The 23896-nt window shown below is 39.8% G+C and carries 15 protein-coding genes; 3 read left to right on the forward strand and 12 right to left on the reverse strand.

The features are described from left to right. Window positions 1-157 precede the first annotated feature (157 nt). A complete protein-coding gene (locus MHN81_RS21500; protein ID WP_239426682.1) occupies window positions 158-1348 on the forward strand; it encodes a beta-propeller fold lactonase family protein in 1191 nt (396 codons plus the stop codon). Between the two features lie 138 nt (window positions 1349-1486). On the opposite strand, the gene MHN81_RS21505 is transcribed toward MHN81_RS21500, so the two are convergent. Next, window positions 1487-2776, reverse strand: coding sequence for a hypothetical protein (locus MHN81_RS21505; RefSeq protein ID WP_239426683.1), 1290 nt, complete (start codon window positions 2774-2776; stop codon window positions 1487-1489). Between the two features lie 426 nt (window positions 2777-3202). Here MHN81_RS21505 and MHN81_RS21510 point away from each other — a divergent pair, with 426 nt between their 5' ends. Further along, window positions 3203-3403 carry a hypothetical protein gene (locus MHN81_RS21510; RefSeq protein ID WP_023399971.1) on the forward strand — a complete coding sequence of 67 codons (201 nt, stop codon included), beginning with the start codon at window positions 3203-3205 and terminating at the stop codon, window positions 3401-3403. Window positions 3404-3627: 224 nt separating this feature from the next. Here MHN81_RS21510 and MHN81_RS21515 read toward each other — a convergent pair whose 3' ends face one another. Both MHN81_RS21515 and MHN81_RS21520 read right to left on the reverse strand, forming a co-directional pair. Further along, window positions 3628-4335 carry a hypothetical protein gene (locus MHN81_RS21515; protein WP_239426684.1) on the reverse strand — a complete coding sequence of 236 codons (708 nt, stop codon included), beginning with the start codon at window positions 4333-4335 and terminating at the stop codon, window positions 3628-3630. A gap of 70 nt (window positions 4336-4405) precedes the next feature. Further along, on the reverse strand, window positions 4406-4843 hold the full coding sequence (locus tag MHN81_RS21520; protein WP_023399969.1) for a hypothetical protein: 438 nt from the start codon (window positions 4841-4843) through the stop codon (window positions 4406-4408). A gap of 498 nt (window positions 4844-5341) precedes the next feature. Here MHN81_RS21520 and MHN81_RS21525 point away from each other — a divergent pair, with 498 nt between their 5' ends. Next, window positions 5342-7483 carry a transcriptional regulator gene (locus tag MHN81_RS21525; protein ID WP_239426685.1) on the forward strand — a complete coding sequence of 714 codons (2142 nt, stop codon included), beginning with the start codon at window positions 5342-5344 and terminating at the stop codon, window positions 7481-7483. A gap of 130 nt (window positions 7484-7613) precedes the next feature. Here MHN81_RS21525 and MHN81_RS21530 read toward each other — a convergent pair whose 3' ends face one another. The 9 genes from MHN81_RS21530 to MHN81_RS21570 form a co-directional block, all read right to left on the reverse strand. Continuing rightward, entirely contained in the window at window positions 7614-14057 is a 6444-nt protein-coding gene (locus MHN81_RS21530; protein ID WP_239426686.1) for a calcium-binding protein, read from the reverse strand. A 9-nt stretch (window positions 14058-14066) separates the two neighbouring features. Then, window positions 14067-15305, reverse strand: coding sequence for a tetratricopeptide repeat protein (locus MHN81_RS21535; protein WP_239426687.1), 1239 nt, complete (start codon window positions 15303-15305; stop codon window positions 14067-14069). Between the two features lie 127 nt (window positions 15306-15432). Further along, a complete protein-coding gene (locus MHN81_RS21540; RefSeq protein WP_239426688.1) occupies window positions 15433-16755 on the reverse strand; it encodes an HlyD family type I secretion periplasmic adaptor subunit in 1323 nt (440 codons plus the stop codon). Then, a complete protein-coding gene (locus tag MHN81_RS21545) occupies window positions 16755-18929 on the reverse strand; it encodes a type I secretion system permease/ATPase (protein ID WP_239426689.1) in 2175 nt (724 codons plus the stop codon). Before MHN81_RS21545 ends, MHN81_RS21540 begins: the two co-directional genes overlap by 1 nt. A 610-nt stretch (window positions 18930-19539) precedes the next feature. After that, window positions 19540-19944 (reverse strand): hypothetical protein, encoded by a 405-nt coding sequence (locus MHN81_RS21550; RefSeq protein WP_023399963.1) that lies wholly within the window; start codon window positions 19942-19944, stop codon window positions 19540-19542. 152 nt (window positions 19945-20096) lie between these two features. After that, a complete protein-coding gene (locus tag MHN81_RS21555) occupies window positions 20097-20450 on the reverse strand; it encodes a DUF2834 domain-containing protein (RefSeq protein WP_023399962.1) in 354 nt (117 codons plus the stop codon). 109 nt (window positions 20451-20559) lie between these two features. Then, window positions 20560-21267, reverse strand: coding sequence for a hypothetical protein (locus MHN81_RS21560; RefSeq protein WP_239426690.1), 708 nt, complete (start codon window positions 21265-21267; stop codon window positions 20560-20562). A gap of 581 nt (window positions 21268-21848) precedes the next feature. Then, window positions 21849-22595 (reverse strand): alpha/beta hydrolase, encoded by a 747-nt coding sequence (locus MHN81_RS21565; protein ID WP_239426691.1) that lies wholly within the window; start codon window positions 22593-22595, stop codon window positions 21849-21851. Window positions 22596-22635: 40 nt separating this feature from the next. Beyond that, the gene (locus MHN81_RS21570) at window positions 22636-23319 is read right to left on the reverse strand and encodes a hypothetical protein (RefSeq protein ID WP_023399958.1); all 684 of its coding nucleotides are present in this window, start codon (window positions 23317-23319) and stop codon (window positions 22636-22638) included. Window positions 23320-23896: the final 577 nt, after the last annotated feature.

A 23896-nucleotide genomic window follows, 5' to 3' on the forward strand; every position in this document is an offset into this window, starting at 1 on the left:
TGCACGATTAATGGTGTGCCTCTTTTCCCTTGGTATTCTTGATTGACTACTAAAATAATTGCTAGGATTAACCGTTCTCGATAATGAGTTGATTTACTTCCGCGTACATGTTCATATTAAACCCATCTCTGTTTCAATCTCTAGAAAATACAACTATATGAATTTACAGTTTTTGACGGCTTTTTGCTTTGCCAGCTTTGCTAGTCAACCTTATGCTAGTACACAACTTCCTGCAAACTCAACCTCTATAAAATTAAAACAGGTTATACGTCATGCAGACAATCAAGACTTTGAAGTCGCCAACCCAAGAGATGCATGGTTAACCGATGAAAATGCTCTACTAATAGTGAGCGGAGACAGTAATTCACTCTCAATCTTTAATTCGAGTAAAGATCACGCTTTCACTTATTCACAGAGCTTTTCTAAACAACATGATAAATCAGCATCGCTAGAAGGTGCTTCTAGTATTTCTTTTTTAAAAGATTCTGACATTGCTATTGTATCGGCTTTTTACAGTGGTTCACTGTCAACATTCAAGCTGGATGATAAAGGCCAATTTAATCACATTGAAACAGTCAGTGATCACCTAGATATAAAGCAAGCTTTCACTGCATATCAAGACTTGAAAGACCGGGATGTGTTCGGCCTTGTTGGAGCATGGGGTACGCATCTCAATCGAGATAATCAGCACTTATATGTTGCAAGCTACCAAAGTAACTCTGTGAGCGAGTTTAAAGTACGTGAGACAGGCCAATTAAGCGCGTTGGGTAGATTGCTTCCAAAATACGATTGGGGCCGACCAACATCTATAACCCAATCCAAAAATACTGATTGGTTGTATATCAACGGTTTCGAACAGAGCAAAATTTCTGTTCTATCTAAAACATCAGAAGGAAAATTCGCTGTCACACAGACAATACAGCATGATAAGAACGGGGTTAAATCCATGCTCAACCCACAGCAACTTATCGTGACACCTGACAATCACTATTTGTTTGTCGCTGCATCTAAAAGTAACGCCATAAACGTATTCAAAAAAGATACATCAGGGCACCTTAACCTTCATCAAGTTATTACAAATGAACAAACTCAGGGGTTATCAGGCGCATGTTGTATGGCGTTTTCTGACAATCAGAATGCCCTTTTTGTTGCTGGTGAAACGGATAAAGGCATACTCATTTTTGATTTCACACCGAGCACGGGGAAGCTTAAGTTTAGGCAGCATATAACTGAATTTAATCGCCACCAGCTTATGGGCGTTTCATCATTGAGGCTATCGGAAGACGAAAAACAATTGGTTGTTACGACAGGGAAAAATAATGAAATCTTTATTCTGAGCCTCGACTAGTCATTGAGCTAACCTGATTGCTTTGTCCGGTATGTCTTCCGATTTAATCATACCCATTTGTTATAAATGCATATATGTAAATTGGTTAATTAGTTGCCAAACCGGACCAGTAATTTTTTGCCAGCCTTTTTAGCCCCTTTAATATAAAGTGCTTAATTTTACCCACTCAAGCTGCCCTACATCTCTTGGAACGTCTAATTCTTCTGCGATATCATAGATTTGGTCAACCTGTTTATTTTCAAAATCTCGCTGAAAAGAACCGAGTCGCAACTTCATCCAGCTTTCAATGGAATCAGACTTATCAAATAGGGCAGGATTGTTTTCGATAGTCTCGTTCAACGCTTCCCAAATGTTTGATTGGATCTGGGGAGGTGTATCTTTCAAGTGTCCCACCACATCTTCCATCAAACCAACACCTTGATTTTCATAAGAATCAATTAAATTACTATATAGCTCCGTACGCTGTGATTCACTGGCCATTTTTTCAGTAAATAAGACATATCCTCCGTACGAGCTCTCGTATGCACTGGTATACTGACTGACATCTACCTGCTTGCCTACGTATTCAAAGATGTTGTTTTCACTGTCTTTGTCTACTTCATCAAGCATGTTCAAAAACGAAACCCTGTCATTATTTTTGACGTTTATCGCCATATCAATTATACCTCGGCTTTGCTCAAACGAACTTTCCTGTAAATGTTGATTAATAGACATCAGATCTCCTTCTGAATAACGATTTTCCGCTAGTAGATCAACGTATTGGTGAGTCAATTTACTAAAATGAATACTTTGCTGTAAGTGAGAACGATGATCCGCAGTCTGCGAAAAGCTATGCAACTGGATTTCAGCGGGTCCACGATACCCAAACGCGAGAATTGGTGAGTCTGGTTTATCGTTTATTTCTTTATCTGACAAATGTGCTAACGTATCGACAGTATCCTTAATTTGTTCTTCAGACATGTCGCTCATTAATGAAATCAACTGTTGTGATTTCTCTTTGTTATGACCAAAAAGACTGTCTAACCCAAATGAAGCGGATAACACATCAACAAACGCCGTCAGTGTCTCGTCATCCATTTTATCCATTACAGCCAGTAAATCTTTTGAGGGAATATAGGTTCTAAGAATATCACTTTGTTCCTTGCTTAACCTATCCTGATGGGTCAGAAATGCTTCAATATCGTGAGGGTTGGTCAATTCGCCATATTGGTATTGGGGTGGTTCGTTTGGAGATGACAAATTAATAACTTGGTAACGCTTTGCGCGAAATGGGAATGACATCAGATCTGGCTCTTGCTCAATTGTGGCAACCTCTCTACTGCGCAGCACCTCGTCAAGTTCTTCCCTTTCAGATTTAGAAACTTTAGCGTTTGACGCAAGTTGACGCATAGCCAACGAATCAACACTTTGCCCTGACTTAATTTGCATCTTAATCTCCTTATATTAAGTACAACAACATATCGGCAAGAATAACGGTATCTTTAATACTTATTGCTGAAATTTAACCACTTATTTGACTATCCTATTCTATTTATGTCGTTTATCAAAACCGTTATAACTATCGTTTATAGACGCATAAATTATTAAGCACTCTCACCTTTTTATTAATACTGTAAAAGCTTACTAAGTATTTAGGCTTGATAAAAAACGACACAAAAGTTAACATACTGTAAATAACGTATCTTTATCTCAACGTCGGCATTTACCCACTGTGATTAGTAAAGATTCTTAATGAGACAGGATACTCAATATTTTTATGGCGACAAAAAGCCCTAAATGATACTTGGCGATGTTAGTACTTGTATCACTTTAAAACACAACAAAAATCAATAAAATAAACATTAAGGAAGAAAGATGAGACTTAATAAAAAGAAACTAAAAAACCTAAGCCAACAAAAAGAGTTAGTGCAACAGCAAACACCAAATATTGCCGGTGGCTTTATTCGTTCGTTTGGGTGTGGACCTAACACATATCACCTTGGTACCTGCCCTTCTCATATGCCTTACGAGACAGGCTGTGCGTGCCCAGATACACACCCAATTCACTGCGCATAACACATTTACTGATATACACCTTAAAGATGCATCTTAAACGCATTTTAAATTGTGGTTTTTGCGGTATTGCGTAAATATTAAAGGCTGCTAAAACACCAACAAGTTTTATACAGCCTTTTAAATTCATAATAAATGGTGGTCACCCCCCATCCACAGTGTCAAATACATTGCTTTGATAGGTGTAGATTAAAGCCGACGCTGACAACTTTCATACACTAATTAGCTTACTTAGGTAAACATTGAACAATACCTGCTGTAAGTCGTTTTAAAAGCTTTTCGTTGATTTGGTTTTCACCTGCTTTTAGGCCTAAGATGTAGTCTTCTTTTTCCTTAAACGACATCTTGCTATTTATCTCTCCAACCATACACTTACAAAACGGACCATATTGAGGATGACCGCTGCGGCAAAGCAAGTTCATACGAACTTGAAATGCTGAATCGCCCGCATAAACTACTTTATTGTCTGTGAGATCATATACCACAGGAAACCAACGATATAATGTGTTTTCTTCGCCTTGCTTAACGACAAAACCGCCAATATGATATGTATGACCAGCTAATAGATTAACCTTAAATCGCTCAGGAAAACTATGACTTGTTCTTAGTGCATGATGAGCAAGTAATTCGTGCAAACCTTGAACTGTGTATATTTCAAGACTACCATCAAGCGTTGAATTAAACATTTTCCCGACTGATATATTTCTGTTATAGCCGCCTTTTATACCGTTAACCTCTAATAACCTTGATTCTGCTGCAACATATTTATTGTCAAGCTCGAGCGCGCTTTTAATTTTATTTTCGCATTCAGCATCGCATTGATTTGTCAACAATACACGCTGATCCGCTGACAAATCAAGATCGTTATACAGATATTTAGGCCCACTAGTACAACCAGATAATAGTACGATGAATAGAATAACAATATGCTTCATAAATATTCCAACAACTTAAATTTACAATATACAATAACTGTCTTTCACATTATCTCTACTGCGATGACGGCTATACTTGATTTACGACTGCAAAGGCGCACTCTAACATAGCTTTGCTGCGAGTTAACTTTGCGCATTGCTGCAATTGAGGGTGTGCTTTGCGATATGGTTTAATTGGTTTTCCATCCACACGCCGAAGACACTTTTCTGATGCGTATGGTGCGTAAACAGCTATAGGTAACGTGTCGTAGTCATAGATTTCATCAATAATATCGTACATGTTCAATGCAATAATGGCACTCGGAACAGTTTGATCATCATTTTCTATTTTTTGTTTATCAGGCAACGGCGCCAACATTTCCTGCTTACTTTTTCCCTTTGCTTTATAGTCAATCGCAGACGCCGCAATTTGATACAAAGATAGGCAAGCTGCCATACCATTATTTTCATTTGCTGCTGTAAAATGAGTCGAAAATAGAAAAGTGAGGCACACGCCTATTTTATACATATTTAGTCCGTTTTCATTGTTATTATAAGGTTTACTAAACGAGTTCAGGCCGATAAACAACCTTTATTTATTAAACCTGAAAAATAAACAAAAATACAATCTGTTATATAAGTAAAAAACCTGTTTTACTCGTTCAACACTGCATATGTACCACTTTCCGGCTTACTGTGAACCATTCACGAGTTCATTAAACCTACTGGTTGACACCGCAGCTGGGGATTTGACTTAGTCTAGGCATTTTCAGCAACCCAATTCTTTGGAAAAGCTTACCTGAATATAACAACTAAATTAGTGTTTAGGCCTTCACTTCACATTCAGGCTCAACCTCATGCGGCCTCTGCACTTTCCAAATCATGTACTAAGAATATCATTCTTATGAAATAAAAAATAAAATAATCAGCCAGTTACAAGTTTGTTTTTTTACTCACTGAAGGTGTGCTAAAGTCAGTTGATAAAAGAATAATAACTAGTTACCCCGATAAACGGGACGGACGCTCTATGGTAAAGCAATATTGGATCGGTGATTTCTTCATCGATTTATCCAGAAACCAAATCACGCAAAACAAACAGCCGCAAGTAGTCGCGCCAAAAGCATTAGCCGTTTTAACACTGCTAGCCAAAAATCAAGGTGAAGTAGTTAGCCAAGAAACACTGCTTTCAACAGTTTGGCCCGATACGATTGTTTCACCTAACAGCTTACAACGCAGCATTGCACAACTTCGCAAAGCCCTCGGTGATGATGGAAAAGGCCAAGTTTATATCAAAACACACTCTAAACAAGGTTACAGTTTAGAATGTGAAGTTAATTGGCAAGCAAACGTAAAAACTAAAAACACGGACTCTTGTGCATCGGTAACTGTAAATTCTGGCCCGCAGCCAACAACTCAAAAAGCACCAACCATTACTGAAAAGCTCACTCAATGGCGCTCAAAACTCCTTTTGCTGTTCTCCTTTATTTTTGTAAGTGGTTTTATTGGGGCGCACTTTTCAGCCTCTAGTGACACCCCGATGTTTTCTGTTGGCGAATTACGCGCGTTAACCTCATCGGATGGACGGGAGTTTGCCAGCATCTATTCTCCAGATGGTAAGTACATTATCTTTCATCGTTACTCTGAAGAAGCATGTGTCAACAATATTTGGGCAAAAGATCTCGCGACTAAGCAGGAATATAAACTTACAGACAACATAGACAGCTATGGCCGTCATAGTTTTTCAAAAGATGGAAAACAACTGGTTTTTATACGTACGGTCGACTGTGACGAACCTATCACACAAAAAAAATGCTTTCAGCTCATGAGTATTGATTTTGCCAAGGCTCTCAAGGCCCCCCAGCCTATGCAGCTCTTACTTGAATGTAAAAACTCAGAAATTACTAGACCGCACTGGTTAAATAATAACAACATTGCTTTGCTACAAAAAGATGAATCCCAGTGGCAACTGATCAGTTATTCGATCAGCGATAATGAAAGCCAAGTTATACATAAAGTGAATGATGGCAATATCGTCTATTATGATTACTCTACCAAAGACGATCTTTTGGCAGTTATTAGTATTCATAAAGATAACCAGCATTATATTGAACTACTAACCCCCAGCGGCGAACTTATTTCAAGCAATAAAATCGTATTTCCACCAGACACCGGTCGTCAGCGACTTTTTGTCGCAAACTTCTCTCCAATTGAAAACCACCTTGTGTTTAGTACCGGACGACAAATGTTTACCTTGTCTTTTGATGGACAAATAAACAATGTCAGTATTCCACTCGATCAACCGGCATTCTCGCCAAGCTTTCACCCTGACGGCGATCGGGCGTTAATTATAAAAGGCCAGTACGACAGCGATATACTGTCTATTCCATTGGCGGACCTTACTCAGAACAGCATTAATGATGACCAAAGTTCGATAACGCTTAATCGATCAACGGTTGCAGATGACAGTGCAGTTTTACAACCAAATGGTGAAACCGTCGCGTTTGTCTCTGCACGCTCTGGAGAAGATCAGGTTTGGCTAAGTAATAAGCAAGGTGTGAAGCAACTAAGTCAATTTCCCTTAGACAGCTATATATCTGGCATAAAGTGGTCTGTCGATGGCGCTAGCCTTCTAGTTAATGTGAATAATAAACTGGTCCAATTACAACTAGATGCACGTCAAACCAGCTATTCAGATGAGTACATAATACTAGAGCTGTTGCACTGGGACAGCGTAAAAAACACCGCGCTAACTCTGGCTAGCTTCCAAGGTGTTAGTAAGTTGACAGAATTCAACCTAATAACCGATGAAGTTCGTATTTTAACTGACAGACGGGTTAATTGGGCAAGTAGAACTGAAAGTGGAGATCTGATTTACTCGGACCATTTGGATAGATTTTGGCGCTCCGGAGCCGTGGAGGCTGAGCACATCCCGGCACTAGATGGGCACGGTGGCGATAGAAAACACTTTTTAGTCAATGGCAGTACAATTTATGGAGTGAGCAACGAACTTGAGCTTTGGTCTTACGATCTCAGCAACGAACAATTTAACGTTGTAGGCAAACTACCTAGCAATATCGCAAACATTTCTGAGATAAATGCCAGAGGGCTTTTTGCCACCGCTCGAATTTCGTCGAAAAAAGAAGTTGTCGAACTACTATTAAACTTATAAAAAATAGCGAGTTTAGATGCCCAAATAAACTTTGAATTCGCCATTCAGAGGTTCGTATATTGGGCAACTCTATTTTACGGTATGACCTATAAAACAGCTGGGACAATTAATTCATCCCAGCCATCTTGTTTTAATCTACATAAGAAGTCATTTTTTCTAAGTAGCTCCCTACATATTGTGTTTTGTCACTCGCGCTGTCATCAGAGTTATCTGAAAAGCCTGAAATAGACTGCACAAGAAGTTCAAAGCTATCATTTAAGGCATTGAATTTATCTTGAGCATGAGGCAGCTGGTTGTTGATGACATCATCTAAGTTAATTACTGCTCCATTAGCGAGTTCTGCTCTATCAACTTTGTCGTAGCCACTTTGATAGTAATTTTTGATAGTCAATATTTCTCGTGTTGATTTCAATTGGACTTGTAAATCATCATCATTACGCGACCAGCTTAAGTCTTCAAAAGAAATACCAGCTTTGAACACTAACCTATCGATATCTCCGTCTTGACCAGGGTTATACTTATCATGATTGTAAATGCTGTCATTGCCAGAACCTTCGCCCCAGTAATAAATATCATTGCCCGAACCACCATACAAGGCATCATCACCTTCGCCACCATCGAGTTTGTCATCGCCTGTTTGACCTTTAAGCCTGTCATCTCCTGTGCCACCATGGAGTATGTCGTTACCGGCCCTACCATATAACCTGTCATTGCCATCTAAGCCCAATAGCGTCTCATCTAGATCAGAAGTATAAAGTGACTCATCACCTTGGGTGCCTATAACTATATTTCCGCCTTCTGCGATTGAATCTGATATTATCGCCAGGTCGAGCACGCTGCCATCAGACAGTTCAGCTACTTTTAACTTTAAATTGTCGTCAGTGTAGTAGTCGAAATGATGTTTGATACTGAGCGTTTCACCACTAGAACTGAGCGTCACTTTTAAATCATCGCCATCACGCGACCAAACTAAATCGCCTGCCGAAACACCTTTTTTAAATACCAGCTTGTCAACGTCATTTGCGTTTCTTTGGCTCCAGCTGTCATGATCACCTTTGTCAAATGGAAGCGCTCCCCAAGGATCAACATTGTAAATTTGGTCATTACCTGACCCCACGCCCCAATAATACGTATCGTTGCCTGCACCACCATCGAGTATGTCGTCACCTGCGCCGCCATCGAGTATGTCGTTACCAACTTGCCCTTTCAGTATGTCATCTCCAGCGCCGCCTTGGAGTGTGTCGTCACCAGCTCTACCATATAAGCTATCGTTGCCATCCAAGCCCAACTGTATCTCACCTAATTCAGAACTATAAAGCGATTCGTTGCTTTGTGTACCTAAAACAACATTTATGCCTTCTGGTATAGATCCGTCTATAGCTGATAAATCGAGCTCGATTCCGTCAGACAATTCAACGACTTTTAACTTAGAGTCACTATATTCGATATCAAAATAGTTTTTGATACTCAGAGTTTCCCTACTGGTGATCAGAGTCGCTTTTAAATCAACCCCGTCGCGTGCCCAAGTTAGGTCGCTAGCAGAGATCCCCGCTTTAAATACTAACTTATCAATATCGTTTGCATCGCCAGGGCTCCATTTGTCATGGTTGTATATAAGGTCATTACCTGAACCAAGTCCCCAGTAATAAATGTCGTTGCCCGCACCACCATACAATGCATCGTTGCCAGCTCCGCCATCTAGTATGTCGTTGCCTATTTGCCCTTTGAGTCTATCATCACCAGCACCGCCATGAAGTCTGTCGTCTCCGGCTCTACCGTATAGCCTATCATTGCCATCTAAACCCAATAAAACTTCATCAGGATCAGACGTATAAATAGATTCACCGGCCTCAGTGCCCATCACAACGTTCGATGCGTCTGTGACTGACCCTTCTATCGACGCAAGGTCAAGCACAGTCCCATCTGCAAGCTCAACCACTTTTATCTTGGAGTCACCAAATTCGGGGTCAAAGTGATTTTTGATGCTCAATGTTTCCCCACTTGAGACCAGCGTCACTCTCAAATCATTTCCATCTTGTGACCAAACTAAATCGCTCGCTGAAATGCCCGCTTTAAATACCAATTTGTCGATATCACTCGCGTCACCTGGACTCCACTTATCATGGTTATAAATTCGGTCATTACCTGAGCCTAGCCCCCAGTAATAAATGTCATTGCCAGCGCCGCCATATAAGTCATCGTTACCCACGCCACCATCTAGTTTGTCATTACCAATTTGTCCTTTTAGCCTATCATTACCAGCACCACCATCGAGTATATCGTCACCAGCTCTGCCGTATAACCTGTCATTGCCGTGTAGGCCTAATATAACTTCGTCGGATTCTGTAGTGTAAATAGAGTCATCGTCCCCAGTACCCTTCACGAGATTGATATTCTCTACCGCGGCTTCCTCTATCGCCGCCCGATCTAGTATCGTGCCATCTGCGAGCACGAACGCGTCTAACTCCCAAGCGCCACGAGCAAAATAAAACACAACTCTGAGTGTTTCACCACTTGAGTTCAGCATCACTTTTAAGTCATCACCATCTCGTGACCAAGTTAAATCATTATGTGAGATCCCTTCTGTAAACAAGAGCTTATCAAAATCATCAGTGGAGCTGTGTGAATCGATACTGAAATTTGTAATAGTATCATTACCCGAACCAGCGCCCCAAAGGTAGGTATCGCTGCCACCTCTTCCTTCTAACTCGTCATCGCCAGCCCCGCCATCAAGTATGTCGTCGCCACCGTAACCTATCAGATGGTCATCGCCTCCCAAGCCCTTTAACACATCATCATTTCGATGGCCATGAAGATAGTCTGCACCTTCTGTACCTTTAGGAGTATTTAGTCCTTTTTCAATGGATGCTAGATCTAGCACTGTACCATCCGCCAGTTCTACTGATTCAATCTGATATCCGTCATATGTCACGTGGTTTTTTATCGACAAGGTTTCACCTGTCGACTTAATTGTCACTAGTAGATCGTCTATTCCGCGTGTCCAAATTAAGTCATTCGCGGTAATACCAGCTTTAAAAATTAGCTTGTCGATATGGCGAGAGTTACTTTGATCAGCACTGCTATAGTCATTAATGGTGTCATTCCCCGAACCTATTCCCCAAAAGTAGCTATCATTGCCCTCATCTCCTTGCAGGTAATCACTCCCGGTTCCGCCATCAAGTAAGTCGTCGCCTTCTCCTCCGTATAAGCGATCACTACCGGCCCCTCCATCAAGAACGTCGTCGCCTTCTTTCGCATATAAATTATCGCCACCACCTAAACCGAATAAAAACTCACTGAACTCTCCTCCATGTAGCCACTCATTCCCTTCAGTGCCCGTTATTGTATGAATTTCTTTCTCTATAGAATCAAGGTCTAGCACTGTGCCATCTGCTAACTCAACAACTTTTAACTTATAATCAATGTACTCTTCATTAAAATGAAATTTGATTCTCAGCGTTTCACCACTTGAGTTAAGCGTTATTTTTAAGTCATCGCCGTCACGTACCCAAGTTAAGTCACTCGCAGTAACTCCTTGTTTAAATACAAGCTTGTCTATATCGCTATTATCTTCGGACAAACTATAGCCAAAGTTCCAAATTTGATCATTTCCAGAACCATAACCCCAGATGTATGTGTCACTACCTAGGCCACCTTCTAAGCGATCATTTCCAGACCCGCCGTCTAAAATATCATTCCCAGAGCCAGCATTTAGTTCATCATTACCTAAACCGCCACCAAGAAAGTCATTGCCGGCCCCGGCAAAAATCCAGTCGTCACCACCTAAACCAAACAAGTAATTGTTATTTTCATTACCCTGTATTTTGTCGTTTCCTTCAGTGGGAATAGCCCTTCCAGACGTCAAGTCGTAGACAATACCAAGGGTCTCTGGGGAATAACCCGATATGTCTTCTGTTCGTATAAATTGCTCAACTGCATCGTGAAGTTGTTCTATGCTGACCTTATTGTATGGGTTTACTCCACGAGTAGCCTGAACAAAGTCCAATAGAGTGTTTACTGTTGACAAGTTTGTAGCATGATTTGCTTCCACATAGTCGAATAAATTATTAACCACTCGGTTAAAATCGCCCTCCCATACACCCGTTACAGCATTCTTGCTCCAATCTATTTCTTTAAAAAACGGTTTTAAATGGCTTTGGGCTGCAAGCTGATAAAAGACTGTATCTGACCAATTTCTAAAAACCTCTTCATAAGCCAAACCATAATTATGACCTGTCCCTCCTGGTCGAGGAAGATCAAAGCCATAAAAGGTCTCTAGCGCGCCAATTTTTCTAGCATCAATATGGGAAGGGTAATATGGTCGTTGCTCACCAGTCTGCCCTGTCCAAGCAAATATAATTTTCTCTAATAATGGCTCACGTTCAGCTCGTGAAGAGGCTGTTACAAATTGGGTTACTAAGCTTTGTAACTCACCAGTCTCATCTTGCGCCATAGCTTGATGAAGGGAGCGAGCTTTTCCTGAGCCTAAGGCGTCGGGCAGGCTGGCAATAGTATAGGAGGTTTCAATAGTACTATACTCGGATTCGGCTGGGTTCTGGTTGAACCAAACATCTGTCATTGTAATCTTTATGCCGGCGTTATTGGTATAACTACCTACTTGGCGATGTTCATTACCAAACTCATCAATGAATGTTTGATTGGTATATGAAATGCTCAATGACTCGACACCCGCTTCCGTAAGGGACAACAGCTCGCCTTCGTCGGTTTCGCCATCTTGATCAAGATCCTGAAAGATTCTTAGCTCACCAAAAGATTCATCATTTACATCAATAACACCATCACCATTTGAATCTAACTCTGCAAGCGCCTCAAAGCCATTGCTCGCCTTTAAGCCACTGGCTAATAAAGTCTGATCACCAAATAGTTCTTTACCAGAATTAATAACGCCGTCACCATTTAGGTCACGGACCAATAGCCCATCATCCGCCGCCACAAAACCAGTTAACTCTTTGAAGCCATCTCCATTATGGTCAAAGTGTATATTTGCCATCAAACCAACGGTTTCTACGCCATCACCATCTAAATCGAGAATAATAGGGCTAGCTGGGTTAGGTGCTGGGGTTTGAATCGAAATAGGAGCCAATAAATCTTCTTTAGATGAATTGTCAAAAACAGTTGTTAATCGCGTTACTTCTCCTGTTACCGTGTTGAATGTAAACTCGGTTGTATTTCTATTTTGATCCGTAATCTTAATGTAGTCGATATACCCATTTTGGGAAGTATAAGAAACATCGCTTTTTTGCGTGTCAATCACCAGCTTTCCTACCCCATTACTGGTAAAAGTCATTAAGCCTGTAAATTCATTAAATACGGCATCGTCGCTCGCTATCAAGTTGTCGTCAATACCGTCTCCATCACCGCCATTATTCTTATCTATGCCACCAGAAAATACTTCTGTGGTAATCGTTGGATTTGGCTCCTCACCTGAGCCAGTATCTCCTGAGCCGGTGTCACCTGAGCCATTGTCACCTGAGCCATTGTCACCTGAACCAGTGTCTCCTGAGCCATTGTCTCCTGAGCCATTGTCACCCGAGCCATTGTCACCTGAGCCATTGTCACCCGAGCCATTGTCACCCGAGCCATTGTCACCCGAGCCATTGTCACCCGAACCACCATCTCCTGGATTACCCGAATCATCAATTGCACTTTTAAAGGTGTATGCTGTAACCTCTATATTTTCTGCCGCAAGTTCAGCAGCTAAAGTCGTCATTTGATCATTAAGGGCAGCAAATAATTCGTCACGTCTGGTTTTAGTTATTGGCTCATAAACATTATTTGTTTTATCAGCGTGTAACTCATCAATATATTTTGTGATTTCTGCTCTTTTTTCATATAGCTTTTCGTAAAGTTTCTGCTTGTCTGCAATCGAGATCCCTTCAATCATGGCTGACGCTTCTTTTAATCTGCGGTTGTGCAAACCATTTATGCGTACTTTTTCACCATTAACGGTATTTGAGTTACTTGAATAGGCTATTTCGTAGTATGCTTCAGCCCAATCCTTATCTTTCAAAGCCTTTGATAAACTCGGTCCCACCATAGGAGAGCCACCATTAAAGGTCAAAGAAATCAGCGCTGCCTTTCTCCTATCTGATAAACCATCAAATACTGCTTGTGCAGCAGCTCTATCTCCATCCAGGTTATTATCTAGTCCGTCAATTGCTAACTTTTGGTAAGTAGGTAGGATGTCATTGAATACAGCTTCCATACTGCTGGTGTCATCAGGAAAAACAAAGGTTTCCTCTGGAATGGAGTTATCAAGCCGTTTGTCATCCGCCTGGTAGATTTTTAAAACATCGTTAACTTCTTTTATTCGATCATCTTTATTCGACTCTGTCCATTCCTTTCTAAATATAGCTTCCAAACTTATTTTTAAGGCATTAAAGTCAGTCTCTGATAGCGACGTTGTAGAGTAATTAAACTGTTCGAGTATGGCCTCTAGTACTTCTTCTTCTCTGAGGTTAAAACCTACGCCAATGGTCGGAATGCCTTTTGAATCAAGATAAATAGCTTTGACCGCGTCTTCATGGCTTTTAATTTCGGTGAATAAACTCATTTTAACTCTCTATTTTTTATCATTTAACTTATAGGAACATACCGGAGTGGCGCCGTAGGTATTTTTTGAACTGATATGCCCTGAAAATTCAGCAATTGAAAACCAGGTGCTATGATTAAGGTCTGGTATATTCTTAAAGCTCATCCCACTAGGGTAAGTCGGGTATATTTTATCCTGATATATTAAAAATCGACCTTTAGCACTAAAAGTGCCTTTTTTAAAATTCTTTTCTAAGATGGTGTAACTACTGTAAAACCCGTTAATTTGGGCTTGCTGTATTTGTTGTTGTTTTGTCATGGCCTCCCATTGCTTAACTCGGTTCCTTGACATGCTAACAACATCCACATCATTACCAGCCTCACCTTTTTCAAGCGGTCTACAAGTTTGTAAAGGCATTAACCTTCGAATGACGTGTTCTTTCTTACCATCATTATTGGCATCAAAAAATGCTTCACCTAGTCGGAAGTAGCCTAGCTGATAATCTTTTTCTCTATCTGGCCAAGCTTGCTCCCAAGTCTGTCTACCGCGGTATATCAGTTGATCAATTTCTTTAATTCTTTCCCCTTGAATTGGTGTAAACACCAATTCTTTAATATCCGGGTTATGTATGGTAGGTAATTTACATTTAAGTAATTCATCCCAAGGGCTTTGGTTAAGCTCTGCTAAAAAGGCTTCACACAATCCATTATCTAAATGATTTCTGGAGAGTTTAAAACGAGGCTGATGCTGCTCATTACCCGTATGGGGTGGTGTGTGTGTTTTGGCCACAGAGTTACTAGCAACTACAGTGCCCTGTTTGTGATCAGCTATGGCGTGCGCTAGTCTCTGAACGCTGCTAGCTCTGGCTTTGGTCGAAAAAAGCTGATTAGATTTTTTGTAAGCGCCGAGCGCTGCCTCATAATTTTTCAAACGCTCATAAGCAAGCCCTTGGTTATAGGCAGCACTAGCCTGCTGTTTACTGTTGCTACTTTGCTGCAAAACAATATCAGCTGTCTCTATAGCCCCTTTAAAATCACCATTTTTTATTTTAACAAGGGCTAAATTACCTAACGCATGGTAGTTTTTCGCATTGCGATTAACTTGTTCCATAAAACAAGCTTGCGCTTTAAGGTAATCCTTTTGACTATATAATGTAATACAAAGATCATTTAAAGCACGTTTTGATTCAGGGAAATCATTAGCTTGAGCATATAAACTCAAACTAAAAACCCCTGTAATTAACCCCATAATTTTTTTAAATTTATACATGTTAATCCTACGATAATATAAATTTGATTTTGCTTTTTTTGAAAAAGTGTATAGACATATTGGTTACTGACTAATGCCAAACTGAACTTTTTAAACATCGTAACCTCTACTTCCTGTTTATTCTGATTTAACGCTCTCTTGCCCCTTCATCTAAGTGCTGAATAATGGGCGAAAGTAAAAACTCTATAATGCGGCGATTGCCGGTTTTAATTTCAACATTGACGCTCATACCTGCACTTAAGGGGACACTCCGGTTTTCCACATTAATGTGCTGACTGTGAAGACGCACTTTAATCGGAAAATATAAACCGAGCCGCTCGTCTTTAACTGCATCGGTTGATACTTCAGTCACTTCACCCGTGATTGAGCCATAACGGGTAAACGGAAAACTGTCTACTTTGACCACAACGTCTTGCCCCACAAAGGTAAAACCAATATCTTTGTTTAGTAGTTGTGCATTCACTATAAGCTCATCATCGTCAGGCACTACGGTTAATAATTGTTGCGCCGGGGTGACCACTTCTCCTATGGTCGATAGCTGTAACGCCTCAACAATACCGTTTACAGGCGCTAACAATAGATTTTTTTCTGTGAGATATTGTTGCTTTTCAAGCTCTTGCTGCAGCGTTAATATCTCTTCGTTGATTTGACTAATTTCTGAGTGAAGCAACTTTTGAAGCTCAGTTGAGTGGGTTCTTTGCTCTTGGGCGTTTGTTTTAATGGCATGGTTAATTGAACTCACATTGGTTAGTTCAATTAGACGTTGCTCTTGTTGCTGTACGGCTTGCTGTTTAAGCTCTAAGTAAGTCGCTCGAGCGACAAGTTTTTGGTCTTGTAATGATTCTAGCGAGTCAACTCGCTCATTGAGCAAAGGCAAAATTTTATCTAGCTGCACAAGCTTGGCTTTTGCGCCTGCAAGTTGAGCTTCTAACTGCGACAATTTCGCATCATACACAGCTTGCTCATTTTGATATTGTATAAACTCTGCGTTTAGTAGTTGTTTGTGTTCAGTAGTTAACGCAGGGCTCACATCATCAAATATTTGTGCATTTTGTACCAGCTGTAATAGCTGTAACCTTCTTAACCGTTGCTGCTCAAAATTAGCTAACGACTGCTGGGTTTGTCTATAATTTGACTCAGCCAGTACAGGCTCTAATGATACGAGTACCTGACCTTTAGTAACTTTGTCACCATCCTCAACATGTATTTTCTGTACTGAGCCAGTTTCTAATGGCTGGATCACTTTGACTTTTTGTAGCGGTATTAACTGACCTTGTGCCTTTGCAACAATATCAATACGCCCAACTATGGCCCAAATAATTGCCAAGCTAAAAAAGCTAACGAGTGTCCAAAGTACTCCACGCACCAGTTTAGGCGGCGGTGCAGTTTGAACTTCTAATACTGGGGGTAAGAACTCGATGAGCTTGGTATTTACAATCAATTTGCTCATTATACAATCGCTCTTTTGGGCGCTTTAGATTGCGCGACCTTGTTATCTTGCAGGCTCGCTAAATGTGCATAAATACCTTCTAATTTAAGTAGATGTTTATGATCACCCTGCTCAACGATACGGCCATTGTCTAGTACTAAGATACGATCTGCGTCTCTAACCGCTGACAAGCGATGCGCCACAATAAAAACGGTTCTGCCTTTGGCTATCTTTTGCATATTTTGTTGAATGATGCGCTCAGACTCATAGTCAAGAGCACTAGTGGCTTCATCAAAAATTAGTATTGCTGGATCTGACAACAGCGCCCTTGCGATGGCTAAGCGCTGACGCTGTCCGCCCGATAAGGCTGAACCTTGCTCACCAACTTGAGTATCATAAGCTTCAGGCAGTTTTAAAATAAATTCCTCAGCCCCTGCTAATTGCGCAGCTTCAATCACTCTCTCAATGGAAGCCGAGGGATCAGAGAGTGCAATATTTTCACGAATCGTGCCGCTAAATAAAAAGTTTTCTTGTAGCACAACGCCAACTCTAGGCCTTAACCAAGCAGGGTTGATCAAATTGATATCAACACCATCGATATAAATTCTGCCCGAGTTCGGTAAATATAGTCTTTGCACCAGTTTAGTCAGTGAGCTTTTTCCAGAGCCTGAGCGCCCTACTAACCCTATTACTTCACCTGCTGAAACTTTTAGATTGATATCATTTAATACATTGGCTCTTTCAGGCGAGTAGCTAAAAGAAGTATGCTCAAAAATTACTTCTCCTCGTAATTTTGGTAGTTCTAGCTTGCTATTTGTGCCTGATTCAGTCGGCGTGTTGAGCACATCACCTAAACGTTCAATAGAGATTTTTGCCTGCTGAAAGTCTTGCCATACATTGGCAAATCGCATGATTGGTGCGGCAATTCTTTGTGCTAGAATGTTAAAGGCGATGAACTGGCCAATGGTTAAAGTTCCCTCAGTCACGGCCAATGATCCAAAATATAAAATTAATAAGCCAACAGTTTTAGTTATAAAGTTTGAAGATTGACTATATAAGTTGTTCAACTGAAACGCTTTAAAAGATACGCTTGTATACTGTGCTAATTTTTCGTCCCACTTGTTACTCATCGCAGACTCAACGGCCATCGATTTAATGGTCTCAACACCATGAACAGACTCGACTAAATAAGAGTGATTTTCAGCGCTATGTCTAAACTTTTTCTCTAAAGTGGCACGAATAGATGGACCCAGCAGATATGCGATGAAAAAATAAAACGGGAGGCTTGCAACAACAATCCATGTAAGGTCACTTGAGTAATAAAACATGACCGCAAAAAATACGAATGTGAAAAACAAGTCTAGGATCAGGGTGAGAGAAGTGCCTGTCATAAACTCTCGAATACTATCGAGCTCTTTGATTCTCGCAACAGTATCGCCCACTCTTCGCGATTTAAAATAGGCTAATGGCAACTTTAACATATGCTGATAAATTTCACTGCCGAGCCCGACATCAATTCGATTGGTTGTATGGCTAAATAAGAAGGCTCGCATTGCACAAAGCAGTACTTCAAAAAATATGACACAGAAAAAGCCAATGGCTAATACATTTAATGTTGTAAGACCGTTGTGTACCATTACTTTGTCAATGGCTACTTGAAAGAATATTGGAGATGCTAAGCCAAACAGTTGTATAAAAAATGACGCGACTAATACTTCAATAAAAAGTTTTTTATACTTTTTAATTGCCGGTATAAACCATTTAATACCAAATTTGGCTTTTTCGGAAATAACTTGCTCTCTTGGTGATAAAAATAAAAAGTCATTAATGAAAAATTTATTAAAATCAGCAAAGCTCATTACTTCTGGTGCATTTCCTTTCGATAAATCATGTATCAACACACCTTTGTCATTGATCTTTGCAACAATCGCATAACGACCATCTGCTTTCTTAGCAATCGCTGGCAAACTATGCTCATTGATATTGTCTAAATCTATTGAGATGAACTTTGCTTTAAACCCCGTTGATTTAGCAGCTCGAAGCAACTGAGTCTCAGTTAAAGCAAGTTCGGTTATTTTTTGATGGTTATATTGAGCGTATAAGTCTTCAATATTAACATTGATACGATGAAATTTACCGATTACGGCAATGCACTGCAGGCCAGATAAGAATATATCTTGCTCGTTATTTTTCACAACTTCTCCATGTGATTTTATACAGAAAAAATAAATTTGAAGTGAATATTTTTTAGGAAGAAGCAGACAAAAAAACACATCACCCATTAGTGATAATGCGTTGTCGAGAAGAATAAGCTGATTCAGCGTCATTCAACGAATCACTCCAACTTTACCGGGTGCTAATAATAAAGTACCACAAAATGTTAAGTCAATAATTATTTATTAAAATGGCACAATACAATGACTAATTTATTTAATAATAAAGGGTGTGAGTAATTAATGAACAACTTGCCTTTATAAACGATAAAGCGCTTTAACGGAGTCCACTTGTTTAAATCTTCCAAGACCGGTTTGTAGGACGTTTTAATGGTTCATTTAGACAAGAATTTTTGGATGCATATTTGTTTGAATCTCTCAAACAAGTGAAATAAATGGTGTGGCTCTGGCATTTTAATTAAAACGAAAAGCTTCACGTGAAAGCCTTGGGGATCCGGAGCCTACCTCTTATCAAGCTAAATTATAAAGTTCTAGTTTACAGGCGCCTCGTTAACAGGGAGGTGTAAATCGGGCTTTCAGTTACGCCAATCCGCCATAAATATATTGGTAATTGGCTCTAATGCGATCTCACTCATTGCGCGCATTGATTCTGTCTATTTAATCTATGCCGAGTATTAAAGTATACTTTGAGGTATGCAAATCCAAGTGCCAGCTCAGTAACAATCGCCAACCCAATCCCCACTCCCGCATACTCTCGAACATATTCAAACGTCCCTAAAATAGCTAAGCCAAACATCATGATAATAAAACTTAAACATACCATTTGCCTTGACTCAGAGTGCTCTGCATTGCGCATCAACCAAGACAAGATACCAAGTGTTAAAAATAGAATGGCAGCCCGACGAGCCATGAAAGAGGCTGATTCGGTTTGAGGAATTTGAAATAAAGAATACATGAACTCTGGGAAAAGCAGCAATGCTACAAATAGAAAACCAGCAATTGTTGCCGTAACAACACTAAGTGTTTTAAATTGCATTAAAAATATCCTTTTTAGTTTGAACAGAGTTATATTTATAGACGCTTTAAAAAGTCAAAATGAATACATATTTGATGAGTAAGTGTCATCGTAAATTACGATGTTCAATTAGTGAAGAGGCATCACAAAAATGCCGACGCAATACGCATAAATCAATTTATAACGCGATTATTATGCCCTACAGCTAACTCGATTCGCTCTAAGTGGCACTGTCTCATCAATAGAAATAATGGCAAACCAAATGAAACACCAACCGCCATAGTGCCCATGACAGGCAACCATAACTTAGTCATTTTGAGCAGCTTACCTTCATACAATATAAAAGCGATTAGGGTAAAGGCGGAGATCAGCACGTCTAACCATGCAAATGATGAAATCTGGTCTTCACTTATTTGGGTATAAAGTTTCACTACACTTAACCCGTTTTCAGATACCCAAGGGATCAACATGCTAAACGGCAAAACTATGCCTAAAATACACAAAACGCCATAAACATATTTAATCATATTTCATCCTTATAATACTCTTAGAGTTCTCTCGGTGGCCAAATACTGACCTTATTTTCAATCACTACCTTTTAATTTAAAACTTAGTCTTTTTAGATGATAACTAAGTTTATTGGCTTGTGGCGCATTTTACGCGCTTTAGGTAACCTTTTTGGGTTAAAACTTGGCTGCCTTTTGGATAACTATTTATAAGAAGATCACCATTACTTAGTAACCAAGAAGACTGAGGGCTGCCAATTAGGCCAAATAGTGTTTCCATTTTGAAATCGGGCGTGAGCAGGCTAATTTTTCCAGAGTTTGACGATAGATGAGCCAGACCCGATGTCACTACCACACCAAAAGGCATTTTATAAACATCCTCAACGTTCATTTCTTCTAGTAAAATCATGTTGTTGGCTTTATCAACTCTTAGCAGCTCTCCGCCAAATTCACCATTGTCAGTGCCAATCAAAACTTCGCCGTCGAAATTAACAACCCACGGAGGTTGGACCGTAACCTTTTCGATTTTATAGTTTTTCCCTCCCTTATCATGATATGACCTGACAACCTGAGTTTTACTATATTTCCCTGTTTTTTTATCGAGTAATTTCAATATCCAGCGCCTGTGTATCGGCTCTACGTCAGGGTGCGCAGCTGCTAATTTGACAATGAACTCCTCCATTGACATATCGAGGGTCTCTCTTTCGATACTCCAAGTAAACTTTGTTTTATAGGGCTGTAATGATGGGTCATGTGTTTCGCAATTTATTTCTTCTAGCATGCTAGCAAAACTGCTACTGCTCAAAAAAAGGGCTGAAACAGCGAGTGTTTTATACATAACTTCCTTAAAATATTACATGTCTACCTGTTATTACCATGACGGACTATGGTATAAATTTCAATAGAGTACTGCAGTATTTATAACCTGCGTAGCCCTTTTTACCTTTGAGCTGATTAAGGTATAGATTTAGCCCTATAGTTTACCAATATTTCTTAAAGGATTCTGAAACAAGCTCCTTTCCAGTGACAGCGTAATAGATGAAAATTAGCGCTAATATGAGACAAGAGCTGACCTCTATTACCAGACTTGACACTGGCTCACTCTTAATAACAGATAGCAAAACACATATTATTCCCAAAAATCCTCCTAGCACTGCTGCCAATATTCTCAATATCATCTCGCGCCCCTCCTAAGTTTGGTTGTCGACAAGTAACCACGCTCTCAGATCTACCTCTGAAAAGTTGTTTGACAATAGGCCTGTGGTATTGAATTCATATACGCGGTGCTTTTCCAAATCCACTGGCGCCATAGTATATATTTTTATATTTAAAGAAACGAATTAACAGCCTTTATCGACTCGCAATTTTGGACAGTAAATATTGGGCTTTTTAGGAGCAAAGGTCCCCTAGCTCTGGGCGCTAATTATTTATGGAGCACGTTAACCACGAGCTGACAAGTGCAGCAAGCTCTTTTGGCTTTTCAAGAGGAAGCATGTGACCGCTGCCACAGGCTTCATAAACATGCTCATTCAGGTGTGTTTGTGCCAATTTCTGAAACCAATGGTGATTTATTATTTTATCCGCTTTACTGTAATAAAAGTAGATAGGTATGTTTAGTGTAAGCAATTGAGGTAGCAAGTTTATACGCTCGTTGGTGCATCGGTACTGGTTAATTAACGCGATTTCGCCTAGTTCCCTATCCATTAACTGAATTGTATCAACAATACTTGTACTACCAAGCTCACTAGTTCGATCAATGAGCCCATACGCTTTTTTAACGCTGATCCCGGCATATCCATTTTTTTCTATAAATGAAAGCATGGCTTGTCGAGATGACAATTCGTCAGCGAGCAACTGTGTTGGACTGTTAGCAACGACAAAAAGACGCTTGACCTGCTGAGGGTGCTTACTCGCAATATATGCTGCAAGATAGCCCCCCATTGAAAAGCCCAAAAGATAAATCGGCGCATTTGGTTCTGGGTTAGAGCTTACGAGATCAGCGACGATATCGTTAAAAAGTTTCTCGCACAGTTCATCCAGATTATTGGCATTAGGGATCTCGCAGTGCACTAATTTAATTTGGTGGTTCAGCTCACGACTTAGCGCTTCCCAAAGCCTTTGATTACACATGGTGCCAGGCAGTACATACACTTTATTATGCGTCACTGTATTACCTCAAATACCTTAATTGGATATCTATACTACATCAATATGACGACTGATTTAGGCTCTCTAACTTTTTTAATAGCAAATTTATATATCCGCGGCATAACAACACTACATAAATAAACACAAATGTATTTGTTATGTGTAACAACAACCATAATTGCTCAAAATTAAAGAAGTAGCCAGCCATTTGAATGACACCAGCAGCGGAAAACAAAAAGTAAAATGACATCAAAAGTTTTTGCGGAATAAGCATTGAGCTCGTTTTATTTTGCGGTGCTACTGAACTTTGGAAAAGCCCCTTTACTTTAATTAAGCTTATTTGATAGTAAATGATTTGGGTCAAATAAAGAACGCCGACTGCAGGTGTTACTTCTGTGGAATCAAATAGACGGTACGTGAAAAAAGCCACAAACGGGACAAAATGAATAACTGATCGCCAGTGTGCAACGTAGCTACTATCTGTTTCATTTCGATAGCGCTCTATCAAAGGGCCCAATAGTAGAGGAGATGCATGAATAAATGCAACCACGAGCCAAGGGATTTCAAAATCGAGTAAACTCATAAACTCAACTGCTGGCGAAAGGATCATCACCCAACATAATGCAAGTTCTAGTCGTTGTAATTTTGGTAGCCCTTGTTGTATGGATATTAGTGACACTGTTATCAAAAAAACCACAACGACACTCGATAAATAGCTGATTTGTAATACATCAATTAACACACTTTAAAACCTCAACTTTACTTTTTTACCAACAGCCTTGTTCAACAACCTGTTCAATGTAGCCTTTAAATACCATTTTTCAATTGCCGCACCAGTTCAGGTGCCATCTTTCTTTGTTATGAGCACAATACAAAGCCACTTTACTAGGAATTTAAATGCGTGTCATTAGCATTAAGTGTATTCGCAGCACATAGTCTATGATCCACTTTCCACTAGGCGAAACAAGGCGCGGTGTTGTTTAATGCTCGTCAGAATTTCGGGGGCCAAGAACATATGCTATTTACTCAGTATTGCAATCCCTTGTTGTACCATTTCAGTGAGGTGATGCAAATCATTTTGGAACGTTGCACTACGCAAAAATAGATTCAGATCAAAAGTTAAAAATATTTTTATATTTTTTAAATTTGTTTTTTTGCATCAATTGTCAACTCGCCATTGTTTAAAATTCCAAATTCATATCCTCTTCACATCCAAAAGAACAAAATTCGCACACCTATTTCAACCTTGTTTTTTTAAGGCATTTAATCACTATTCCCTCAATTATTTTAGTTAATAAAGTTCAATCATTATATTTCAT

The organism is Pseudoalteromonas sp. Of7M-16, from assembly GCF_022347805.1.
Lineage (GTDB): Bacteria > Pseudomonadota > Gammaproteobacteria > Enterobacterales > Alteromonadaceae > Pseudoalteromonas > Pseudoalteromonas luteoviolacea_F.